At 67.7% G+C, this 16,389-nt stretch carries 17 protein-coding genes and 1 tRNA gene; 9 read left to right on the top strand and 9 right to left on the bottom strand.

The genetic code is table 11. From position 1 onward, the window contains the following. The first annotated feature begins 13 nt into the window (after positions 1-13). From N7L95_RS21210 to N7L95_RS21180, 7 genes are all read left to right on the top strand, one after another. A complete protein-coding gene (locus tag N7L95_RS21210; protein ID WP_301257232.1) occupies positions 14-628 on the top strand; it encodes a hypothetical protein in 615 nt (204 codons plus the stop codon). Position 629: 1 nt separating this feature from the next. Then, the gene (locus N7L95_RS21205) at positions 630-1,082 is read left to right on the top strand and encodes a hypothetical protein (RefSeq protein ID WP_301257231.1); all 453 of its coding nucleotides are present in this window, start codon (positions 630-632) and stop codon (positions 1,080-1,082) included. A 35-nt stretch (positions 1,083-1,117) separates the two neighbouring features. Continuing rightward, positions 1,118-2,806, top strand: a complete 1,689-nt coding sequence (locus tag N7L95_RS21200; RefSeq protein WP_301257230.1) for a ParB/RepB/Spo0J family partition protein — start codon at positions 1,118-1,120, stop codon at positions 2,804-2,806. Continuing rightward, a complete protein-coding gene (locus N7L95_RS21195) occupies positions 2,803-3,813 on the top strand; it encodes a hypothetical protein (protein WP_301257229.1) in 1,011 nt (336 codons plus the stop codon). Before N7L95_RS21200 ends, N7L95_RS21195 begins: the two co-directional genes overlap by 4 nt. Before the next feature lie 77 nt (positions 3,814-3,890). Further along, positions 3,891-4,259 (top strand): hypothetical protein, encoded by a 369-nt coding sequence (locus N7L95_RS21190; RefSeq protein WP_301257228.1) that lies wholly within the window; start codon positions 3,891-3,893, stop codon positions 4,257-4,259. Positions 4,260-4,280: 21 nt separating this feature from the next. Continuing rightward, positions 4,281-4,499: an excisionase family protein gene (gene xisR, locus N7L95_RS21185; RefSeq protein WP_301257227.1), complete on the top strand. Its 219-nt coding sequence runs from the start codon at positions 4,281-4,283 to the stop codon at positions 4,497-4,499. Beyond that, positions 4,469-5,695: a site-specific integrase gene (locus N7L95_RS21180; protein ID WP_301257226.1), complete on the top strand. Its 1,227-nt coding sequence runs from the start codon at positions 4,469-4,471 to the stop codon at positions 5,693-5,695. The genes xisR and N7L95_RS21180 overlap by 31 nt, the downstream gene beginning before the upstream one ends. Positions 5,696-5,741: 46 nt before the next feature. On the opposite strand, the gene N7L95_RS21175 is transcribed toward N7L95_RS21180, so the two are convergent. The 4 genes from N7L95_RS21175 to N7L95_RS21160 all read right to left on the bottom strand — a co-directional run bounded on the left by N7L95_RS21175 (position 5,742) and on the right by N7L95_RS21160 (position 8,735). Next, positions 5,742-5,832, bottom strand: a tRNA-Ser gene (locus N7L95_RS21175). Positions 5,833-5,924: 92 nt separating this feature from the next. Beyond that, entirely contained in the window at positions 5,925-7,232 is a 1,308-nt protein-coding gene (gene serS, locus N7L95_RS21170; protein ID WP_301257225.1) for a serine--tRNA ligase, read from the bottom strand. A 73-nt stretch (positions 7,233-7,305) separates the two neighbouring features. Continuing rightward, complete coding sequence (gene ispH / locus N7L95_RS21165; protein ID WP_301260206.1) at positions 7,306-8,256, bottom strand: 4-hydroxy-3-methylbut-2-enyl diphosphate reductase; 951 nt, start codon at positions 8,254-8,256, stop codon at positions 7,306-7,308. A 2-nt stretch (positions 8,257-8,258) separates the two neighbouring features. Then, positions 8,259-8,735, bottom strand: coding sequence for an FKBP-type peptidyl-prolyl cis-trans isomerase (locus N7L95_RS21160; RefSeq protein WP_301257224.1), 477 nt, complete (start codon positions 8,733-8,735; stop codon positions 8,259-8,261). A gap of 49 nt (positions 8,736-8,784) precedes the next feature. Here N7L95_RS21160 and radC point away from each other — a divergent pair, with 49 nt between their 5' ends. Both radC and N7L95_RS21150 read left to right on the top strand, forming a co-directional pair. Next, positions 8,785-9,459, top strand: a complete 675-nt coding sequence (gene radC, locus N7L95_RS21155; RefSeq protein WP_301257223.1) for a RadC family protein — start codon at positions 8,785-8,787, stop codon at positions 9,457-9,459. A gap of 10 nt (positions 9,460-9,469) precedes the next feature. Then, positions 9,470-10,135, top strand: a complete 666-nt coding sequence (locus N7L95_RS21150) for a Smr/MutS family protein (RefSeq protein WP_301257222.1) — start codon at positions 9,470-9,472, stop codon at positions 10,133-10,135. Between the two features lie 21 nt (positions 10,136-10,156). On the opposite strand, the gene N7L95_RS21145 is transcribed toward N7L95_RS21150, so the two are convergent. The 5 genes from N7L95_RS21145 to N7L95_RS21125 all read right to left on the bottom strand — a co-directional run bounded on the left by N7L95_RS21145 (position 10,157) and on the right by N7L95_RS21125 (position 16,264). Continuing rightward, entirely contained in the window at positions 10,157-10,567 is a 411-nt protein-coding gene (locus N7L95_RS21145) for a group II truncated hemoglobin (protein WP_494516330.1), read from the bottom strand. Positions 10,568-10,577: 10 nt separating this feature from the next. Next, the gene (locus N7L95_RS21140) at positions 10,578-11,921 is read right to left on the bottom strand and encodes a M48 family metalloprotease (protein WP_301257220.1); all 1,344 of its coding nucleotides are present in this window, start codon (positions 11,919-11,921) and stop codon (positions 10,578-10,580) included. 95 nt (positions 11,922-12,016) lie between these two features. Next, on the bottom strand, positions 12,017-12,826 hold the full coding sequence (locus N7L95_RS21135; RefSeq protein WP_301257219.1) for a MinD/ParA family protein: 810 nt from the start codon (positions 12,824-12,826) through the stop codon (positions 12,017-12,019). 4 nt (positions 12,827-12,830) lie between these two features. Then, a complete protein-coding gene (locus N7L95_RS21130) occupies positions 12,831-13,550 on the bottom strand; it encodes a GGDEF domain-containing protein (RefSeq protein ID WP_301257218.1) in 720 nt (239 codons plus the stop codon). Positions 13,551-13,732: 182 nt separating this feature from the next. Beyond that, positions 13,733-16,264: an ABC transporter permease gene (locus N7L95_RS21125; RefSeq protein WP_301257217.1), complete on the bottom strand. Its 2,532-nt coding sequence runs from the start codon at positions 16,262-16,264 to the stop codon at positions 13,733-13,735. Between the last annotated feature and the right edge of the window lie 125 nt (positions 16,265-16,389).

The following is a 16,389-nucleotide window of genomic DNA, read 5'->3' as shown; positions in this document are numbered from 1 at the left end:
GCAGGAGACCGCAATGAGTTGGGTCTACACCTTGGCAGGTCACGAAGTCGAATTGCGTGACCCTCGCCCGTCCCAGGTGGTCATCAGCGATATCGCGCATCACCTGAGCCTCATCAACCGCTTCAACGGGGCCACCACTCGCCCTTACAGCGTCGCCGAACACCTTCTGCTGGTCTCCGAGATCGGCGAACGAGAGCTGCGCCTGTCGGTGCATGGCCAGCTCGCTGCATTGCTGCACGCCGCGCACCTCACTTGGCTGGGAGACATCGCTGAGCCCGTCAGGGCTGAGTTGGGCGACGCCTGGCGCGTCATCGAATCCCGGTTCGCTGCCCAGGTGCGGGCGTGCTTTGGCGTCGCAGCAGCATCTGCCGCGCATCGTGCCGTGATCGAGCAAGCCGACCGGATGGCGATTGCCACTGCTCGCCGAGACCTGTTGCCGGTCGGTGCACGGCCCTGGCCAGGTCACGAGAACGTCAACGCCGTGACCTGGGCCAACTTGGCCGACGCGGGCCGCGCCCGCTTTGAGCCGTCCGACTGGCGCCAGGCCTTCATGGACCGATACGCCGAGCTGGACTTCGCTCGCAATGAGGCCACAGCGCGATGGCTCGGCCGTAAGGGGAGCCACTGAGATGGACATCCACACTCCCACCCTGACGCCCGGCGCCCGGCCGCACCTGGTGCTGTCCGCCCTGGCGGCCGCGGGCACCATGCATCCTCGTGAGCTGAAGCCGATTGCTGCAGCCGGGGTAGCACCGGAGGCTCAAAACGAGATTGTCGGCAAGGCTCTGCGCCGACTCTACGAACTGCGCGCGGCGTGCCTTACCTGCACGGGATCGGTACGCATCACCGACACCGGCCGCCAGTTGCTTGCGCGCACCGAGGGCCATGCTCCCAGCGTGCAGCGGTCCACCTATGTCGGTGTGCCTGCCGCACCGCGGGATCGGTCTTGGACGCTGCAACCGTGCGTGAGCCCATCCCGCGAGCCTTGCATGCGGGCCGGCGCCTTTGACTTCCGCAAACACCCCAGCCGCATCAGCGGCTGCCTGGTGTACCGCGACGGCCGCAAGGAGATCGCCCGATGAGCCGCCGCCCTCGTTCTACCTCTCATTCACCGAGCATGGAATCCACAGTTCTGCTGTCCCTTGATGCCCTTCGGGAATCGCCGTTCAACCCGCGACGGACCTTCAACCAGGCCGCCCTGCAGGAACTGGCCGACACCATGAAGCCGCCCCATGGCGCGGTGCTGCAGCCTATCGTGGTCCGCCCGTTGGAGCAGAGCGACATCGAGCACTCCCACGAAATCGTGTTTGGCCATCGCCGCTGCCGTGCCGCCCGCCTGGCCGGGCTGACCGTCATTCCCGCCATCGTGCGGTCCATGGCAGACGAAGACGTGAAGCGGGCACAGATTGTCGAGAACCTACAGCGCGAGGATGTCAGCGCCGTGGAAGAAGCAGACGGCTTCAAGACCCTGCGCATGGAGCATGGCGTATCCATTGAAGTGCTGATGTCGCAGACGGGCAAGAGCCGCAGCTACATCTTCAATCGGCTCAAGCTGGCCACCGCTCACGACGATGTGCGCGAGGCGGTGCAGTCGGGCCTGGTCTGTGCCGAGATCGGCCAGGAGCTGGCGCGTGTGCCGAACCCCCTGCAGCCGAAAGCCCTGGACGAGGTGACCTACATCGATTGCAGCGACGGTGAGTCGCGCCGCGTCTCGCTCAGCGTCCGCCGTGCGAAGTCGATCCTGGCCGAGCGCTACCAGCTCAAGCTCACGGCGGCCCCGTTCGATACGCTGAAGCTGGAGCTGGTGCCCGGCGTGCTGGCCTGCGACGCCTGTCCCAAGCGCAGCGATGCGGAGCCGACACTGTTGGCCGACATGGGTCCAGACGTCTGCACTGATCCCGACTGCTTCGCTGCGAAGAAGGCCGCAACCATGGCGCAGCGCGTGGAGGCCATGCGCGCCGCGGGACACACGGTCCTCGACGGCGATGCAGCTAAGGAGCTGATGCCGACTGGCTTCGGGTTCGACCTCTCCAAGGCGTGCTCCCTTGATGACACGGCATTCTGGGAGCCTTCAGCCGACAACCCGCCGCAGCAACACCGCGTGACCTGGCGCGAAGCGGTCCAAAGAGGTGGCGGCCAGGCACCGGAAGTCATTCACGTCGTCCACCCGCACACTGGCGAGCTGGTCGAGGCCATCAGAGCCTCAGAGGCAGATGCACTGATCGCCGGCTCGACCGACGACGATGACGACGAGACGGCCCAGCTGCAGAACGACGACGCCCACGCCAGTCCCGAGGAGCGCGCCGTGGCGGGCCAGGAAGGATGGCGGAAGACGAAGGCGGCCATCATGGCAAGTGTCATGCGGTCCACAACACGAACCGCAGATGAGCTGCGCCTGGTCGCGTCTGCGATTGTCTCCCTAGCTGACGAAGTTCCGCCGGCGGTGGTTGAACTGTTCGGCTGGCCTGAACTCGACGGCTGCAAGTGGGGAGACCTGTTGCAGCTCTTTCAGAGCAAGCTGCAAAGCCTGTCGCCCGACGAGCTGGGAAAGCTGGTCGTCATGCTGGCCCTTGATGCCGCCCCCTTCTCCGCCGGCCGGGTGGACACCATAGCGGAAAAGCTGGAGCTGGCCCGGCGGTACGGCGTGGACGTCCTCAACCCGACTAGCGGGCACGAGACAAGCGTAGAACCTGGCGGCGCGACAGACAGCGCCAACGATGATGCACCCGCAGAGCCCGCCCCTGAAACGCTCATGCTTGATGTTGAGAGCAGGGCCTTGACCGCTGAAGCGGAGGTGCAAGCATGAACCGCTACCAGATCAAGCAGAGTCTCAGGCTTGCAACGGAGATCGATAACGCCGGCAGCCCGCTGCCTTGCTATAGGGAAGCGGCCGCCCTCCTTCGCACGCTGGCAGAGGTCGCCCAGGAGACCAAGGGCGACACCACCACGAAAGCACAGTACCGACGGATGTTCCTAGCGGCGTGCGATGCGCTCGGCCTTGTCAACGAAGCGCTTGGCCTTGATCCGGATGACGGCGGCGCCGAGCCGATCCTTGACGCAATAGCGGAACTGAAAGCTCGCGCGCTGCACAGCGCACCGCGTCCGACCGATGATGAGCTGTGGGACCAGACGATTCAGGCGCGAGACAGCTACCACGACTGGGCCGACAAGCTGGCCAACGCGATTGCCCACCATTTCGGCGCGGACGTTGGAGAGCACAGCAGCTGCTGCCGTCCCTGGGCAAACGCCCTGCAGACGATCGAGGCCGCGCAACTGCCGGCGGACCCTATGGACTGGCCGCTTCCGTGTGACGTCACGGTTGGCCCGGGTACCGCTCAGAAGGGAACCAAGCTGCGCACCCTGGTGGCGCGCATGCAGCTCCTGCACGAGAACTGCGAGAAGCAGAGCCGGCTGAATGCCCAGCAAGCGCCGGAGGTGCCGCCCGGATGGCGACTCGCACCGAATGAGCCCACGCCCGAGATCATCGCGGCGGCAGCGTTGGCTGCGTGGCCGGCCGCAACGGCGAGCGATCTTGATATGGCCCGCCGGGCAGCTCGCATTGTCCTGGAGGCATCGGTTCTGGACCTGGTGCCCGGCGCTACGCTTGATTCGCTAGCCGCGATCATGGCCACGATGGCACCGGCTTACCGCGCCATGCTTGCCGCAGCTCCGCAGGCGCCAAGGACCAACACGTCCACCAACCAGCTGACCCAGCTGCTGCGGCTGATCGCTGACGACGCCTATGCTGCTTCGTTTCAGACCTTCGGCCAGTACCGCAGTGCTCTGTTGAAGGCAGCGAGGGGGCAAGCATGAGCCGGAAACGTTGCCGACGCCGGCCGGTCCCCCCACGGCTGCCGCGCGGGCTGCGCCCATCGCTGGCGGCTGACGTAGTGCGAGACCTCTCCCTGGTCCATCACCTGAACCTCGATGCACTCGTTACAGGCCATGCCGACGAGCGCTTGCTGTGGGACTGGTTCGGTGGTGTGCTTACTTGGTCGAAGGCCGCAGAGGCGACGCAGCACGGTACCGCCGAGATGCGCGAGCAGCTGCACCTGGTCGAATGCGTGCTGGCCCGATACGCCCGCACAGGACGCATTGGATTGACCGGGCCGGAGTATCAACTAGCTAAGGCCGGTGTGATCGTCATGGACCGGCTATCACGAATCGTTGATCGCGCGACGGCCGTCAGCGCGGCCAGCTGGTCGGAGACCGCCCTTCGTTCCCTCACTGCCCCCTACAAACCAACTCACGCCGAATAAACATTACTGAGACTTGATCCTATGAAGTCGAATGCGCAATTTGCGATTTCCTCTTCCCGTTATGTCCGCATCCCGCTTGCTGCCGCTCGCACCGGCTATTCCGTCGAAGCGATCGAAACTAAGGTAAAGCGGGGTGTGTGGCTGCTCGGAAAGGAATATATCCGCGCACCCGATGGTGCAGTGTTGATTGACATGGAAGGATACGAACGGTGGGCAGAAGGTCAGAGACTGGCGGCGTAAAACCAGCTGGCGATCGCATTGAGGTCCGTTTCACTTGGCAGGGGAGAGAGTTGCGGCCAACACTCGCCCTCAAGCCGACAGCAGCGAATTTGAAGCACGCCAAGCGCCTACGCGAAGAAATCGTTAGAGAGATTGCACTCGGCACGTTTATTCTCGCCCGGTACTTTCCGGACTACCGATTTTTAAGCAAGGTTGAGGGCGACACCTCGCCCGCAGCGAGTCGCAGTTTCGCGGATTGGGCTACAACCTGGGCAGAGCTTGCAGCGCGCAGTCTTGAGCATTCCAGCCTTGAAGTCTATAAGCGGCATCTCGCCGCCTATTGGACTTCGGCCTGGGGCACTCTTCACCCTCAGCAGATCACGCACGAGATGGTGCTAAAGCGGCTTGCTGAATTGGCGTCGGATCGCATGGATGAAAGCACGGGCAAAGTACTTAAAGCACTGAGCCGAAAATCGCAGAACAACATCATGATTCCTTTACGTCATGTATTCGAGTTGGCCTGCAAGGAAATTGGCTGCCGCAATCCAACAGACGGTATCGACAATCTAAAGGTGCAAACGGCTCTACCTGATCCGCTGAGCGCGGAAGAAGTCGAGGTCATCCTCGCCGACCTGCGGGAGCACGAGAGTCCCGAGATGGCTGACTGGTTCGAGTTCTCCTGCTTCGCCGGCCTTCGCATCGGTGAGCAGTTGGCGCTGCGCTGGCAAAGTGTCGATCTACGACAGCTCACCGTGCTGGTTCGGGAAGCAAGGGTCCTTGGTCGGGACAAGGCGCGAACGAAGACGGCGGTAGAGCGGCTGGTCGAGCTGAACGCGAGGGCCGCCCGGGTCCTTGAAAGGCAGCGCGCGCGAACGCAGCTGCAGAAGCATGGACGGGTCTTTGCGACGCCAGGGCAGCCTGAGAAGCCATGGCACGATGAACAGCTGCAGTGGAGGGCCTGGAATGCTTCCCTGCGCCGGTGCGGCGTCCGGTATCGAGCGCCCAAGGAGTGCCGTGACACCAGCGTCACCCTGGCGCTTCAGGCTGGCGCAGATCCCGTGTGGGTCGCTCGACAGCACGGACACAGCATCCAGGTGATGATGCGCGACTATGCGGGATTCATTCCTAGGGCCGACCGTGGACGCAACCTCGCGGCCGTCAATCGAGCCCTTGCTGAGCAGGCCCCAACAGCGAATTCCGCAGTAGAAGCGCAGTAGCGGACGCCGGAAAAAGAAAAAGCCGTTGAAAATCAACGGCTTATCTTGGCGGAAAGGGAGGGATTCGAACCCTCGATACGGTATAACCGTATACCGGATTTCGAGTCCGGCGCATTCGACCACTCTGCCACCTTTCCTGGGATTCTTCGGCGCCCTCTCTACGCGGAGCACAGAGAACGTCGTTGCAATCGGGTCGTCGCTATGTAGCGAAGCTCACGATTGTAGCGCATCAGGCCCGCAGTTCTGCAAGCCCTCCCATGTAAGAACGCAAAACTTCCGGCACTTCGACGCTGCCGTCAGCCCGCTGGTAGTTCTCCAGCACGGCCACCAGGGTGCGGCCCACCGCCAGGCCGGAGCCGTTCAGCGTGTGCACCAGCTCGGTCTTGCCCTGCGCGTTCTTGAAGCGGGCCTGCATCCGCCGCGCCTGGAAGGCCTCGCAGTTCGACACCGAGCTGATCTCGCGGTAGGTGTCTTGCGCCGGGACCCACACCTCCAGGTCGTAGGTCTTGGCCGCACCGAAGCCCATGTCGCCAGTGCACAGCGTCACCACGCGGTACGGCAGCCCGAGCTTGCGCAACACGTTCTCGGCATGGCCGAGCATCTCGTCCAGCGCCTCGTAGCTTTTCTCCGGATGCACCACCTGCACCATCTCGACCTTGTCGAACTGGTGCTGCCGGATCAGCCCGCGGGTGTCGCGGCCGGCGCTGCCAGCCTCCGAACGGAAGCAGGGGCTGTGCGCCGTCAGCTTGATCGGCAGCTGGTCGGCCGGCAGGATCTGCTCGCGCACGCTGTTGGTCAGCGACACTTCGGCGGTGGAGATCAGGTACTGCACCGCTGCCGTCTCGTCGCCGCCGCGCGTGACCCAGAACATGTCTTCCTTGAACTTCGGCAGCTGGTTGGTGCCCACCAGCGCCTCGGCGTTGACGATGTAGGGCGTGTAGCACTCGGTGTAGCCATGCTCGCCGGTGTGCACATCCAGCATGAACTGGGCAAGCGCCCGGTGCAGCCGCGCAATGGGGCCGCGCATGAAGGTGAAGCGCGCCCCCGACAGCTTGGCGCCGACCTCGAAGTCCAGGCCCAGCGGCGCGCCCAGGTCCACATGGTCGCGCACCGGGAAGTCGAAACGTCGCGGCGCCTGGCCATCGGGGCTCCAGCGGCGCAGCTCCACATTGCCCGCTTCGTCGGCCCCCACCGGCACGCTGGCATGCGGCAGGTTGGGCAGGTACAGCAGCAGCTCGTTCAGCTCGGCCTGGATCACCTCCAACCGCTCGGCCGAGGCCTTGAGCTCGTCGCCGATGCCGCCCACCTCGGCCATCAGGGCCGAGGTGTCCTCGCCCTTGCCCTTGAGCTGGCCGATCTGCTTGGACAGCGTGTTGCGCCGCGACTGCAGCTCCTCGGTGCGGGTCTGCAGGCTCTTGCGCTCGGACTCCAGCGACTTGAAGCGGTCGACGTCCAGAAACGGTTGCGGCGACTTGCGCGTGGCCAGCCGCGTGGTCACGCCGTCGAGGTCTTTGCGCAGCAGGGTGATGTCGAGCATGGGTGGGGCGGGAGCCGGTCGCTCCCGAGGTTAGGGGTCCTGGAAAGAAGCCGGATTGTATGTAGGCCGGGCCTCAGCGCAGCCCGCTGCCCCCCAGGCCCTTGGGCAGCGGAAAGCGCACCGTCTCCTCCACGCCTTCCATGCGCCGCACGGAGACCGCGCCGAGCGACTTCACCCGCTCGATGACCTGGCGCACCAGGATGTCCGGCGCCGAAGCGCCGGCCGTCAGACCGACCCGGCGCCTGCCCTCGAACCACTCTGGCCGCAAGTCGTCCGGCTGGTCCACCATGTGGGCTTCGGTGCCCAGCCGGCTGGCCACCTCGCGCAGGCGGTTGCTGTTGGAGCTGGTGGGACTGCCCACCACGATGACGATGTCCACCTGCGGCGCCAGCACCTTCACCGCATCCTGCCGGTTCTGCGTGGCATAGCAGATGTCCTGCTGCTTGGGCTCCCGCACCTGCGGGAAGCGGGCCTTCACGGCGGCCATGATCTCGGCCGCGTCGTCCACGCTCAGCGTGGTCTGCGTCACCACCGCCAGGCGGGTCGGGTCGCGCACCTCGATGCGCGCGACGTCGGCCACCTCCTCCACCAGGTAGATGCCGTCGCTCAGCTGGCCCATCGTGCCCTCGACCTCGGGGTGCCCCTTGTGGCCGATCATGATGAACTCGTAGCCTTCCTTGTGCAGCTTGGCCACCTCCACATGCACCTTGGTCACCAGCGGGCAGGTGGCATCGAAGACCTGGAAACCCCGGCCGGCCGCCTCGGTGCGCACGGCCTTGCTGACGCCGTGCGCGCTGAAGACGAGCGTGGCGCCGGGCGGCACCTCCGACAGGTCCTCGATGAAGATCGCGCCCTTGGCCTTCAGGTCGGCCACCACATAGGTGTTGTGCACGATCTCGTGGCGCACGTAGATCGGCGCGCCAAACTGCTGCAGGGCCCGCTCCACGATCTCGATCGCCCGGTCCACGCCAGCACAGAAGCCGCGCGGCTCGGCGAGCAGGATTTCACGCTCCAGCGCTTGCATGTTCACAGCACCCCGATCAATTGCACTTCGAAGCTGACCGGCTGGCCGGCCAGCGGGTGGTTGAAGTCGAACAGCAACCAGTCATCGCCGATCTCGCGCACCACGCCGGCATAGCTGGCGCTGCCGTCGGGCGTCGGAAACTGCACCACGTCGCCGACGTGGTAGGTCTCGTCGGGGTCGCCCAGCTGGTCCATCAGCGTGCGCTTCACCCGCTGCAGCATCTCGGGGTTGCGCTCGCCGAACGCCTCGCCCGGTGCCAGCTCGAAGGTGGCGCGGCTGCCCTCCTCCAGGCCCAGCAGGCGCTGCTCCATCGCGGGCGCCAGCTCGCCGGTGCCCATCGACAGCGTCGCCGGCTTGTCGTTGAAGGTATTGATGATGTCGGCCCCGTCCGGGCCGGCGAGTCGGTAATGCAGGGTCAGGAAGGACCCGGGTTGTACTGCGGCCACCAGAGGTACCTCGGTTTTATGGACTGGGTGCATTGTAAAAGTCCCGTCGATGCACGTGCCGTCGCCTACTCTGACCCGGGTCATGCGCCTTCACGAATTGCCCCTCGATGCCCGTCCGCGCGAGAAGCTGCTGGCCCTGGGGCCGGCCGCCCTGGCCGATGCGGAGCTCCTTGCCCTGCTGCTGCGCACCGGCCTGCCGGGCTGCTCCGTCCTGCAGCTGGCCGGGCAGCTGCTGGAGGACTTCGGCGGTATCGGCGGCCTGCTATGCGCCGAGCCGTCGGCCCTGGCCACCATCAAGGGCCTGGGGCCGGCCAAGCGCGCGGAGCTGCTGGCCGTGAGCGAGCTGGCCCGCCGCGCCCTGGCCGAGCAGTTGCAGGCGCGCCCCGCCTTCGAATGCGCCGAGCAGGTCAAGCACTACCTGCGGCTGCAGCTGGCGGCCCGGCCGCACGAGGTGTTCGCGGTGCTGTTCCTTGATGCGCAGCACCGCCTCCTGGCGCTGGAGGAGCTGTTTCGCGGCACCTTGACCGAAGCCAGCGTCTACCCGCGCGAAGTGGTCAAGCGCGCCTTGGCGCACAATGCGGCCGCCGTGATCCTGTCGCACAACCATCCCTCGGGCATCGCCGAGCCGTCCAAGGCCGACGAATACCTCACCCGCTCGCTGTCCTCCGCACTGGCGCTGATCGATGTCAAGGTGCTCGACCACATCGTGGTCGGGCATGGCCAGGCCGTCTCCTTCTCCGAGCGCGGGCTGCTGTAAGGTGGGAGGCATGAAGGCCAAGAGCTTTGCCGAGTTGGGCGCCGTCAGGAAGTTGCTGCAGGAACAAGCCCGCGAGGCGCAGCAACGCGAGGCCGAGCGCCGCGCCGCCGAGGAGCGCGCCCGCCGCGAGCGCGAGCTGTTCGTGCGCAGCGTCGGCCGCATCACCGCACTGAAGGAACGCGGCCTGGCCGAGATCCGCCGCCCGCTGCCGGAGCCGGTGCCCTTCCAGCGCCGGCTCGACGAGCAGGAGGTGCTGCGCGAAGCCATCTCCGACGAATTCGACGTCGAATCGCTGCTGGAGACCGATGCCGCGCTGTCCTTCCGCCGGCCCGGCATCAGCTTCGAGGTGGTCAAGCGGCTGCGCCGCGGCGAGTGGGTCATCCAGCGCGAGATCGACCTGCATGGCCTGCGCCGCGACGAGGCGCGCGAGCAGCTGGCCGAGTTCCTGCGCGAGGCGGTGCGCCACGGCGTGCGCTGCGTGCGCGTGATCCACGGCAAGGGCAACGGCTCGCCCGGCCGCGAGCCGGTGCTCAAGGCGAAAGTGCGCAGCTGGCTGGTGCAGAAGAACGACGTCATCGCCTTCGTGCAGGCGCGCGCGTCCGAAGGCGGCAACGGCGCGCTGGTGGTGCTGCTGCGCCCGAGCACCGAGCCGCCGCGGGCGCGGCATCCGGAGTGAGGCGAAGGCGGCAGCCGCCCCTCACACGCCCTTGTTGCGCATCCAGTCCGCGGTATTGAAGAACGACGCCTTCAGCCGCTCGGCGAAGGCGGGGTCCATGCCCACTTCGCGCATGGCCTGCTCCATGCAGGCCATCCACTGGTCGCGCTCCTTGATGCCGATGGCGAACGGCAGGTGCCGCGCTCGCAGGCGCGGATGGCCGAAGCGCTCGATGTAGTGCTGCGGCCCGCCGAGCCAGCCGCACAGGAACCAGTGCAGCTTGTCGCGCGAGCCCTCGAGCGTGGTGGGATGCAGCGCGCGCAGCTCGGCCCAGGCCGGCTCCAGCTCCATCAGGTCGTAGAACCGGTCCACCAGCTCGCGCACCTTGGGCTCGCCGCCCAGCAGGTCGAAAGCCGAGACGGCCGGCTCGCCGCGGTCGTTCACATCTTCCAAGGACATCTCACTACTTCAGGTAGCCCCAGGCCTTCAGCCGGTTGGCCGAATAGCTGGCGGCGTCGCCACGCTGCGTCATGCGCAGGTAGCTGTTGTACTGGCGCGCGGCGCGCGCCTTGTCGCCCATCCCCTCGAGCGACACGCCCTTCAGGAAGGTCACGCCCGGGTCCCCCGGCAGCAGCCGGTCGAAGGCGTCCAGGTCCTCGTACGCCCGCTCGGGCTGGCGCGCACCGAGCGCCAGCACGCCGGCCAGCTTGCGGGCCTGCGCCTCCTGGGGGTACACGGTCTTGGCCGCGTCGGCATAGCGGCGCGCCTCCTGGGTATTGCCCTGCGCCTGCAGGCACTGCGCCATGCGCAGGTTGGCAGCGTAGTCCTGCGGGGTGCGCTTGAGGGCGCTGGCGAACTGCGCCTGCGCGTCGCCATGCGCCTTCTTGGCCATGGCCGTCTCGCCGTTCTTGCAGGCGTCGATGGTGGGCTTGATGCGCCGCAGGCCGGCGGTGTGGTCCATGAAGCGCTCACGGCCGGCGGGCGCGCCCTTGGTCGCGCCGTAGCGGGTCTCGGCCAGGCGCTGGGCGGTGTCGCGCCGCTCGGTGCTCATCGGGTGGGAGGAGAACATCGTCTCCAGCAGGCTGGGGGTTTCCTTCTGCTGGTCGACCAGGATCTGGTGCAACTGCGTCATGCCGGTGGCCGGGTAGCCGGCCCGGGTCATGTACTCCTGCCCCAGCGCGTCGGCCTCGCGTTCGTTGTCGCGCGAGTAGCTCGACAGCAGCGCGCTGGCGCCGATCTGGCTGCCCAGGCCGGCGAGCGCGCCCCATTGCGAGCTGGACACCGCCACGTTCAGGCCCGTCACCACCGCCTGCGCCACCATCGCCTGGCCCTGGCGTTGCGCGGCATGGCGGGCGTTGACGTGGCCGAGCTCGTGGCCCAGCAGCGCGGCCAGCTCGGACTCGTCGTGCAGCTCCGACATGATGCCGCGGGTCACGCCCACCGCCCCGGCCGGGAAGGTGTAGGCGTTCACATAGTTGGCGTTCAGCACGCGGTAGGAATACGGCATCTGCTGCCGGTGCGACTGCTGGTGCAGGCGCTGGCCGACGTCGGCCACATAGCGGTTGACCCCACCGTCCTGCACCGAGCCGAGGTCTTGCGAGAACTGGTGCGGCGCCTGCTGCTCGTCGATCTGGCGCTCCTGCGCCTCGCTGAGGCCGACAACGATGCTCTGGCCCGTCACCGGCGAGGTGGCGCAGCCCTGCAGCAGGGCCACGCCGGCCGTGCTGGCGCCGAACAGCCACAAGGTATCGCGCCGGGTCAGCCGGTTGCGGTGCAGGCGCGTGGCCAGGTCATGCGGAACGTCCATGGAACCTCCCTGAGAAACAGACGGCGCCATTGTAGGAAGGCGCGGCGGCGCCGCCATCGCCCGCAACGGGGGAGGCGGCGGCTGGCTGCCCGGCCTCAGGGCCGGTCGCTCGGCGTGTCGATCTTTGCGGCGATGGCCTTCACGCCCTGCGCGGCCGCCGAGCCGGGCAACAGCTCCAGCAAGAGCTGGCGGCGCTGCACCGCCTCGCGCACCGACGGATCGAGCGGAATGTCGCCCAGGTGCGAGAGCCGCACCGGGTCGCCACCCGGTGTGGAGACGAACCGGTCCACCACGTTCTGCAGCTGCTGCGCGATGGCCTTGCCGTCACCCGGGCGCGCCACTTGGTTGATCACCAGGCGCAGCATGCGGCGGCGCTGCTGGGTGGCCAGCACCTTGATGGTGGCATAGGCGTCGGTCAGCGAGGTGGGCTCCGGCGTCGCCACCACCGCCACTTCGTCAGCCAGCGACACCGCATACAGCACCACGTCGGAGATGCCGGCGCCAGTGTCGAGCAGCACATAGTCGTAGCGCGGCACCAAGGTTGCGATGACGGACTGGAACTTGTCGCGCACCTCGGGCGTGAGGCGTGAGTACTCCACCAGCCCGGAGCCGGCCAGCAGCACCGAGAAGCCGCCCGGCGCGGCCAGCACCGCTTCATCGAGCGAGGCCTTGCCGGTGAAGACGTCGTGCAGCGTGATCTTGGGGAAGAGGTTCAGCACCACGTCGAGGTTGGCCAGGCCCAGGTCGGCATCCAGCACCAGCACCTTGTGCCCGCGCTTGGCCAGGCCCGCGGCCAGGTTGGCCGAGACGAAGGTCTTGCCGACGCCACCCTTGCCGCTGGTGATCGCCACCACCCAGGCCTTCTTGCCGCCGTCCGAGCCGGTGGATGCTGAGCGGGCGTTCATAGGTTCATTCATCGCTCGGTTCCTCCTGCATCTCGCCGGAGGTGGTGACCCCAAACAGCATGCTCTTTTCTTCGGCGCTCACGCTGCTGATGGCGGCCTGCTCCAGGCAGACGCGGTTGCGGCCCTCGCTCTTGGCGCAATACAGCTGCAGGTCGGCACGCTCCATCCACAGCGACACCGAAGAGCGCACCCACTGTGGCGCATAGGCGCCACCGACGCTGGCGGTGATGTGTGCCTCGAAGCCCGAGGTCAGCTTGACCGGACGGCCCTCGATGGCCGAGCGCATGCGCTCGGCCACCGCCTGGCCGAAGGTCGGCTGGCAGTTGGGCAGCACGATCGAGAACTCCTCGCCGCCGTAGCGGGCCACCGTGTCCATCGGCCGCACGCATTCGCTCAGCCGGCGGCCGACGGCCTGGATCACCTGGTCGCCGGACTCGTGGCCGTGCGTGTCGTTGATGCGCTTGAAATGGTCGATGTCGATGATCAGCAGCAGTGCCGATTCGCCGGTGCGGGCGACGCGGTCGATCTCGCGCTCCAGCACCGCGCGGAAATGGCGCCGGTTGGTCAGCCCGGTGAGTGCGTCGCGCAGCGACATGTCGCACAGGCCGTCGAGCACGGCCTGCAACCAGGCCGCCAGCGGCCCGTCGTCGCGGTGCGGCAGCGGGTAGCCCCCCTGCTGCAGCAGCGTCAGCGCCTGTTCGAGCATCAGCTCGTCCAGGTTCACCACAGAAGAAGCAGGCGGGAAATCCACAGTGCAGTCAGGGAAAAGGTGGGCTGAGTCTATCAGCGGGCCCGGGGGTGGCACGGCGGCGAAAAAGGCCGCCTCCGCCCCCTTGTTCGCTGCTTATCGGAAGACCCTCCGGGAAACTGAAGGGCGAAGCGGCAAATTTTTCAGTCAGGCCGGGTTCAGGCGGCAGCTTTTCGCAAAGTCTCCACCACCGGGCGGCGCAGCACCTCGCGCAGCCCCCACCAGCCGGCGGCGAGCGCCAGCAGCGCACCGGACAGCGCACCGGCCAGCGGCACCCACAGCGCGGCGTTCCAGCTGAAGTCAAAGACGTAACGCGCCAGCGCCCAGCCCACTGCCGCTGCAGCCAGCGACGCCAGCAGCCCCGCCAGGGCACCGACGCCGAGCAGCTCGGCGCGCTGCACCTGCACCAGCAGCGCGCGGCCGGCTCCCATCGCCCGCATGATCGCGAATTCGCGCGAGCGCTGCTCCCGGGTGGCCACCACGGCAGCAAACAGCACCACCAGCCCGGCAGCGAGGGTGAAGCCGAAGAGGAACTCCACCGCGCGGATCACCTGGTCCAGCACCCGTTGCACCTGGCCCAGCGAGGCCGACACATCGATGCTGGTGATGTTGGGGAAATCGCGGCTCAACCGGTTGTCGAAGCCGGCACCGGCGGGCGCCTTGAAGGCGGCGATGTAGGTGGTCGGCACGTCGGCCATGCGGGCGGTGGGGAACATCACGAAGAAGTTCACCCGCATCGAGGCCCAGTCGACCTTGCGCAGGCTGGTGATGCGGCCTTCGCTGGCCAGGCCGGCGATGTCGAAGCGCAGGCGATCGCCCAGCTTCAGGCCCAGCGTCTCGGCCAGGCCGACCTCCACGCTCAGGCCATCCGCTTCATCCGGCACCCAGCGGCCGGCGGCCAGCTGGTTGTGGGCCGGCATCTCCGCCGCATGGCTGAGGTTGAACTCGCGGTCCACCAGGCGCTTGGCACGCGCCTCGGCATAGTCGCCCGCGCCGACCTCGCGGCCGTTGATGGCCACCAGCCGGCCACGGATCATCGGGTACCAGTCGTAGCGCTGCACGCCAGCCTGGCGCAGCGCCTGCTGGAAGTCGGCGCCCTGCTCGGGCTGGATGTTGATGACGAACCGGTTCGGCGCATCGGGCGGCGTGGCAGCGCGCCAGCTGCCGATCAGGTCGGTACGCAGCAGCACGAGCAGCACCAGGGCCAGCAGGCCGACCGCCAGGGCCGAGACCTGCAGCACCGCGAAGCCGGGGCGGGCGCACACCTGGCGGGTGGCCAGCACCAGCCAGCGAGGTGCTCCCGCCTCGGGCACCGCGCGGCGCAGTACATGCACCGCCAGCCAGGCCAGCAGCGCGAAGACCAGCACCGCCGCAGCGAAGCCGCCCACCGCGATCAGGCCCAGCTGCAGGTCGGACGAAACGGCCAGCAGCAAGCCGGCGAAGCCGAGCGCCCCGGCAGCCAGCACCAGCAGCGAAGCCGGCTTCAGTTCGCCGACATCGCGCCGGATCACCCGCAGCGGCGGCACCCGCGCCAGCTGCAGCACCGGCGGCAGGCCGAAGCCGAACAACAGGGTCAGCCCGACGCCCAGGCCGAACAGCGCCGGCCAGGCGCTGGCCGCCGGCAGGGCCGTCTCGACCAGGCCGGCCAGCAGAACCACGAACGCATGGTGGACCGCGAAGCCGAGCGCCACCCCCAATCCACTCGCCAGCAGGCCCACCGCGGCGAACTCCAGGGCGTAGCTGAGGGCGATGGTGCGCTGCGACTGGCCCAGCACCCGCAGCATCGCGCAGTCGTCCAGGTGGCGGCTGGCGAAGTCGCGCGAGGCGATGGCCACCGCCACCGCGGCCAGCAGGGCCGCCAGCAGCGCCACCAGGTTGAGGAATTTCTCGGCCCGGTCGAGCGTCTGGCGCATTTCGGGGCGGCCGGACTCGAGTGACTCCACCCGGGCGCCGCGCAACCTGGTGGCGGCGATCTCGGCTTCGGCCCAGCGGGTGTAGGCCTGCGCGTCGGCATCGCGGCCATCGGCGGCGGCCACCGCCAGGCGATAGGTCACCCGGCTGGCCGGCTGGATCAGGCCGGTGGCCGGCAGGTCGGCCTCCTGCAGCAGGACCCGGGGCGAGAAGCCGAGGAAGCCGGCGCCGCGGTCAGGCTCCAGCGTGAGGATGCGGTCGATGCGCAGGCGGGCATCACCGAGCAGCAGCGCATCGCCCACCTTCAGCTGCAGCGCTTCGAGCAGGCCCGGGTCCACCCACACGCTGCCGCGCGGCGGAATGTCACGCACGGGGTGCCCCGGCTGCTCGAGGTCGCGGCTGACCTGCAGGGCCCCGCGCAGCGGGTAGCCGGGGCTGACCGCCTTGACCGACACCAGGCGGCTGGCGCCTCCCTGCGCCTCGTCGGCGCGTGCCATGCTGGGGAAGGACACGGTGGTGGCGGTGGCCAGCCCGAGGGCACGGGCGCGTTCCACGAACCCGGCCGGCGTCGGCGTATCGGTGGCCAGGATGACATCGCCACCGAGCAGCTGGCGGGCATCGCGCGCCAGCCCGATCTTGAGTCGGTCGGCGAAGAAGCCGACCGCCGTCAACGCGGCCACCGCGAGCATCACTGCCACGATGAGCAGGCGCAGTTCGCCGCTGCGGAAGTCGCGCACGGTCTGGCGCCAGGCGAGCAGGAAGGTGTTGGCGTGGAACATGGTGAATGGGCAGACGGTCGGCACGGGCAAGCCGCGAACAGTAGCGCATGCGACAACGGCTGCCAAACGGCAGGGGATTGCCCGGCGCGGACTGCGGCGCGGCCGGCGAGCCATTTGAACGCTGT

The organism is Eleftheria terrae, assembly GCF_030419005.1.
Classification (GTDB): Bacteria; Pseudomonadota; Gammaproteobacteria; order Burkholderiales; family Burkholderiaceae_C; genus Caldimonas; species Caldimonas terrae.
This window is presented reverse-complemented; position numbering and strand designations above follow the sequence as displayed.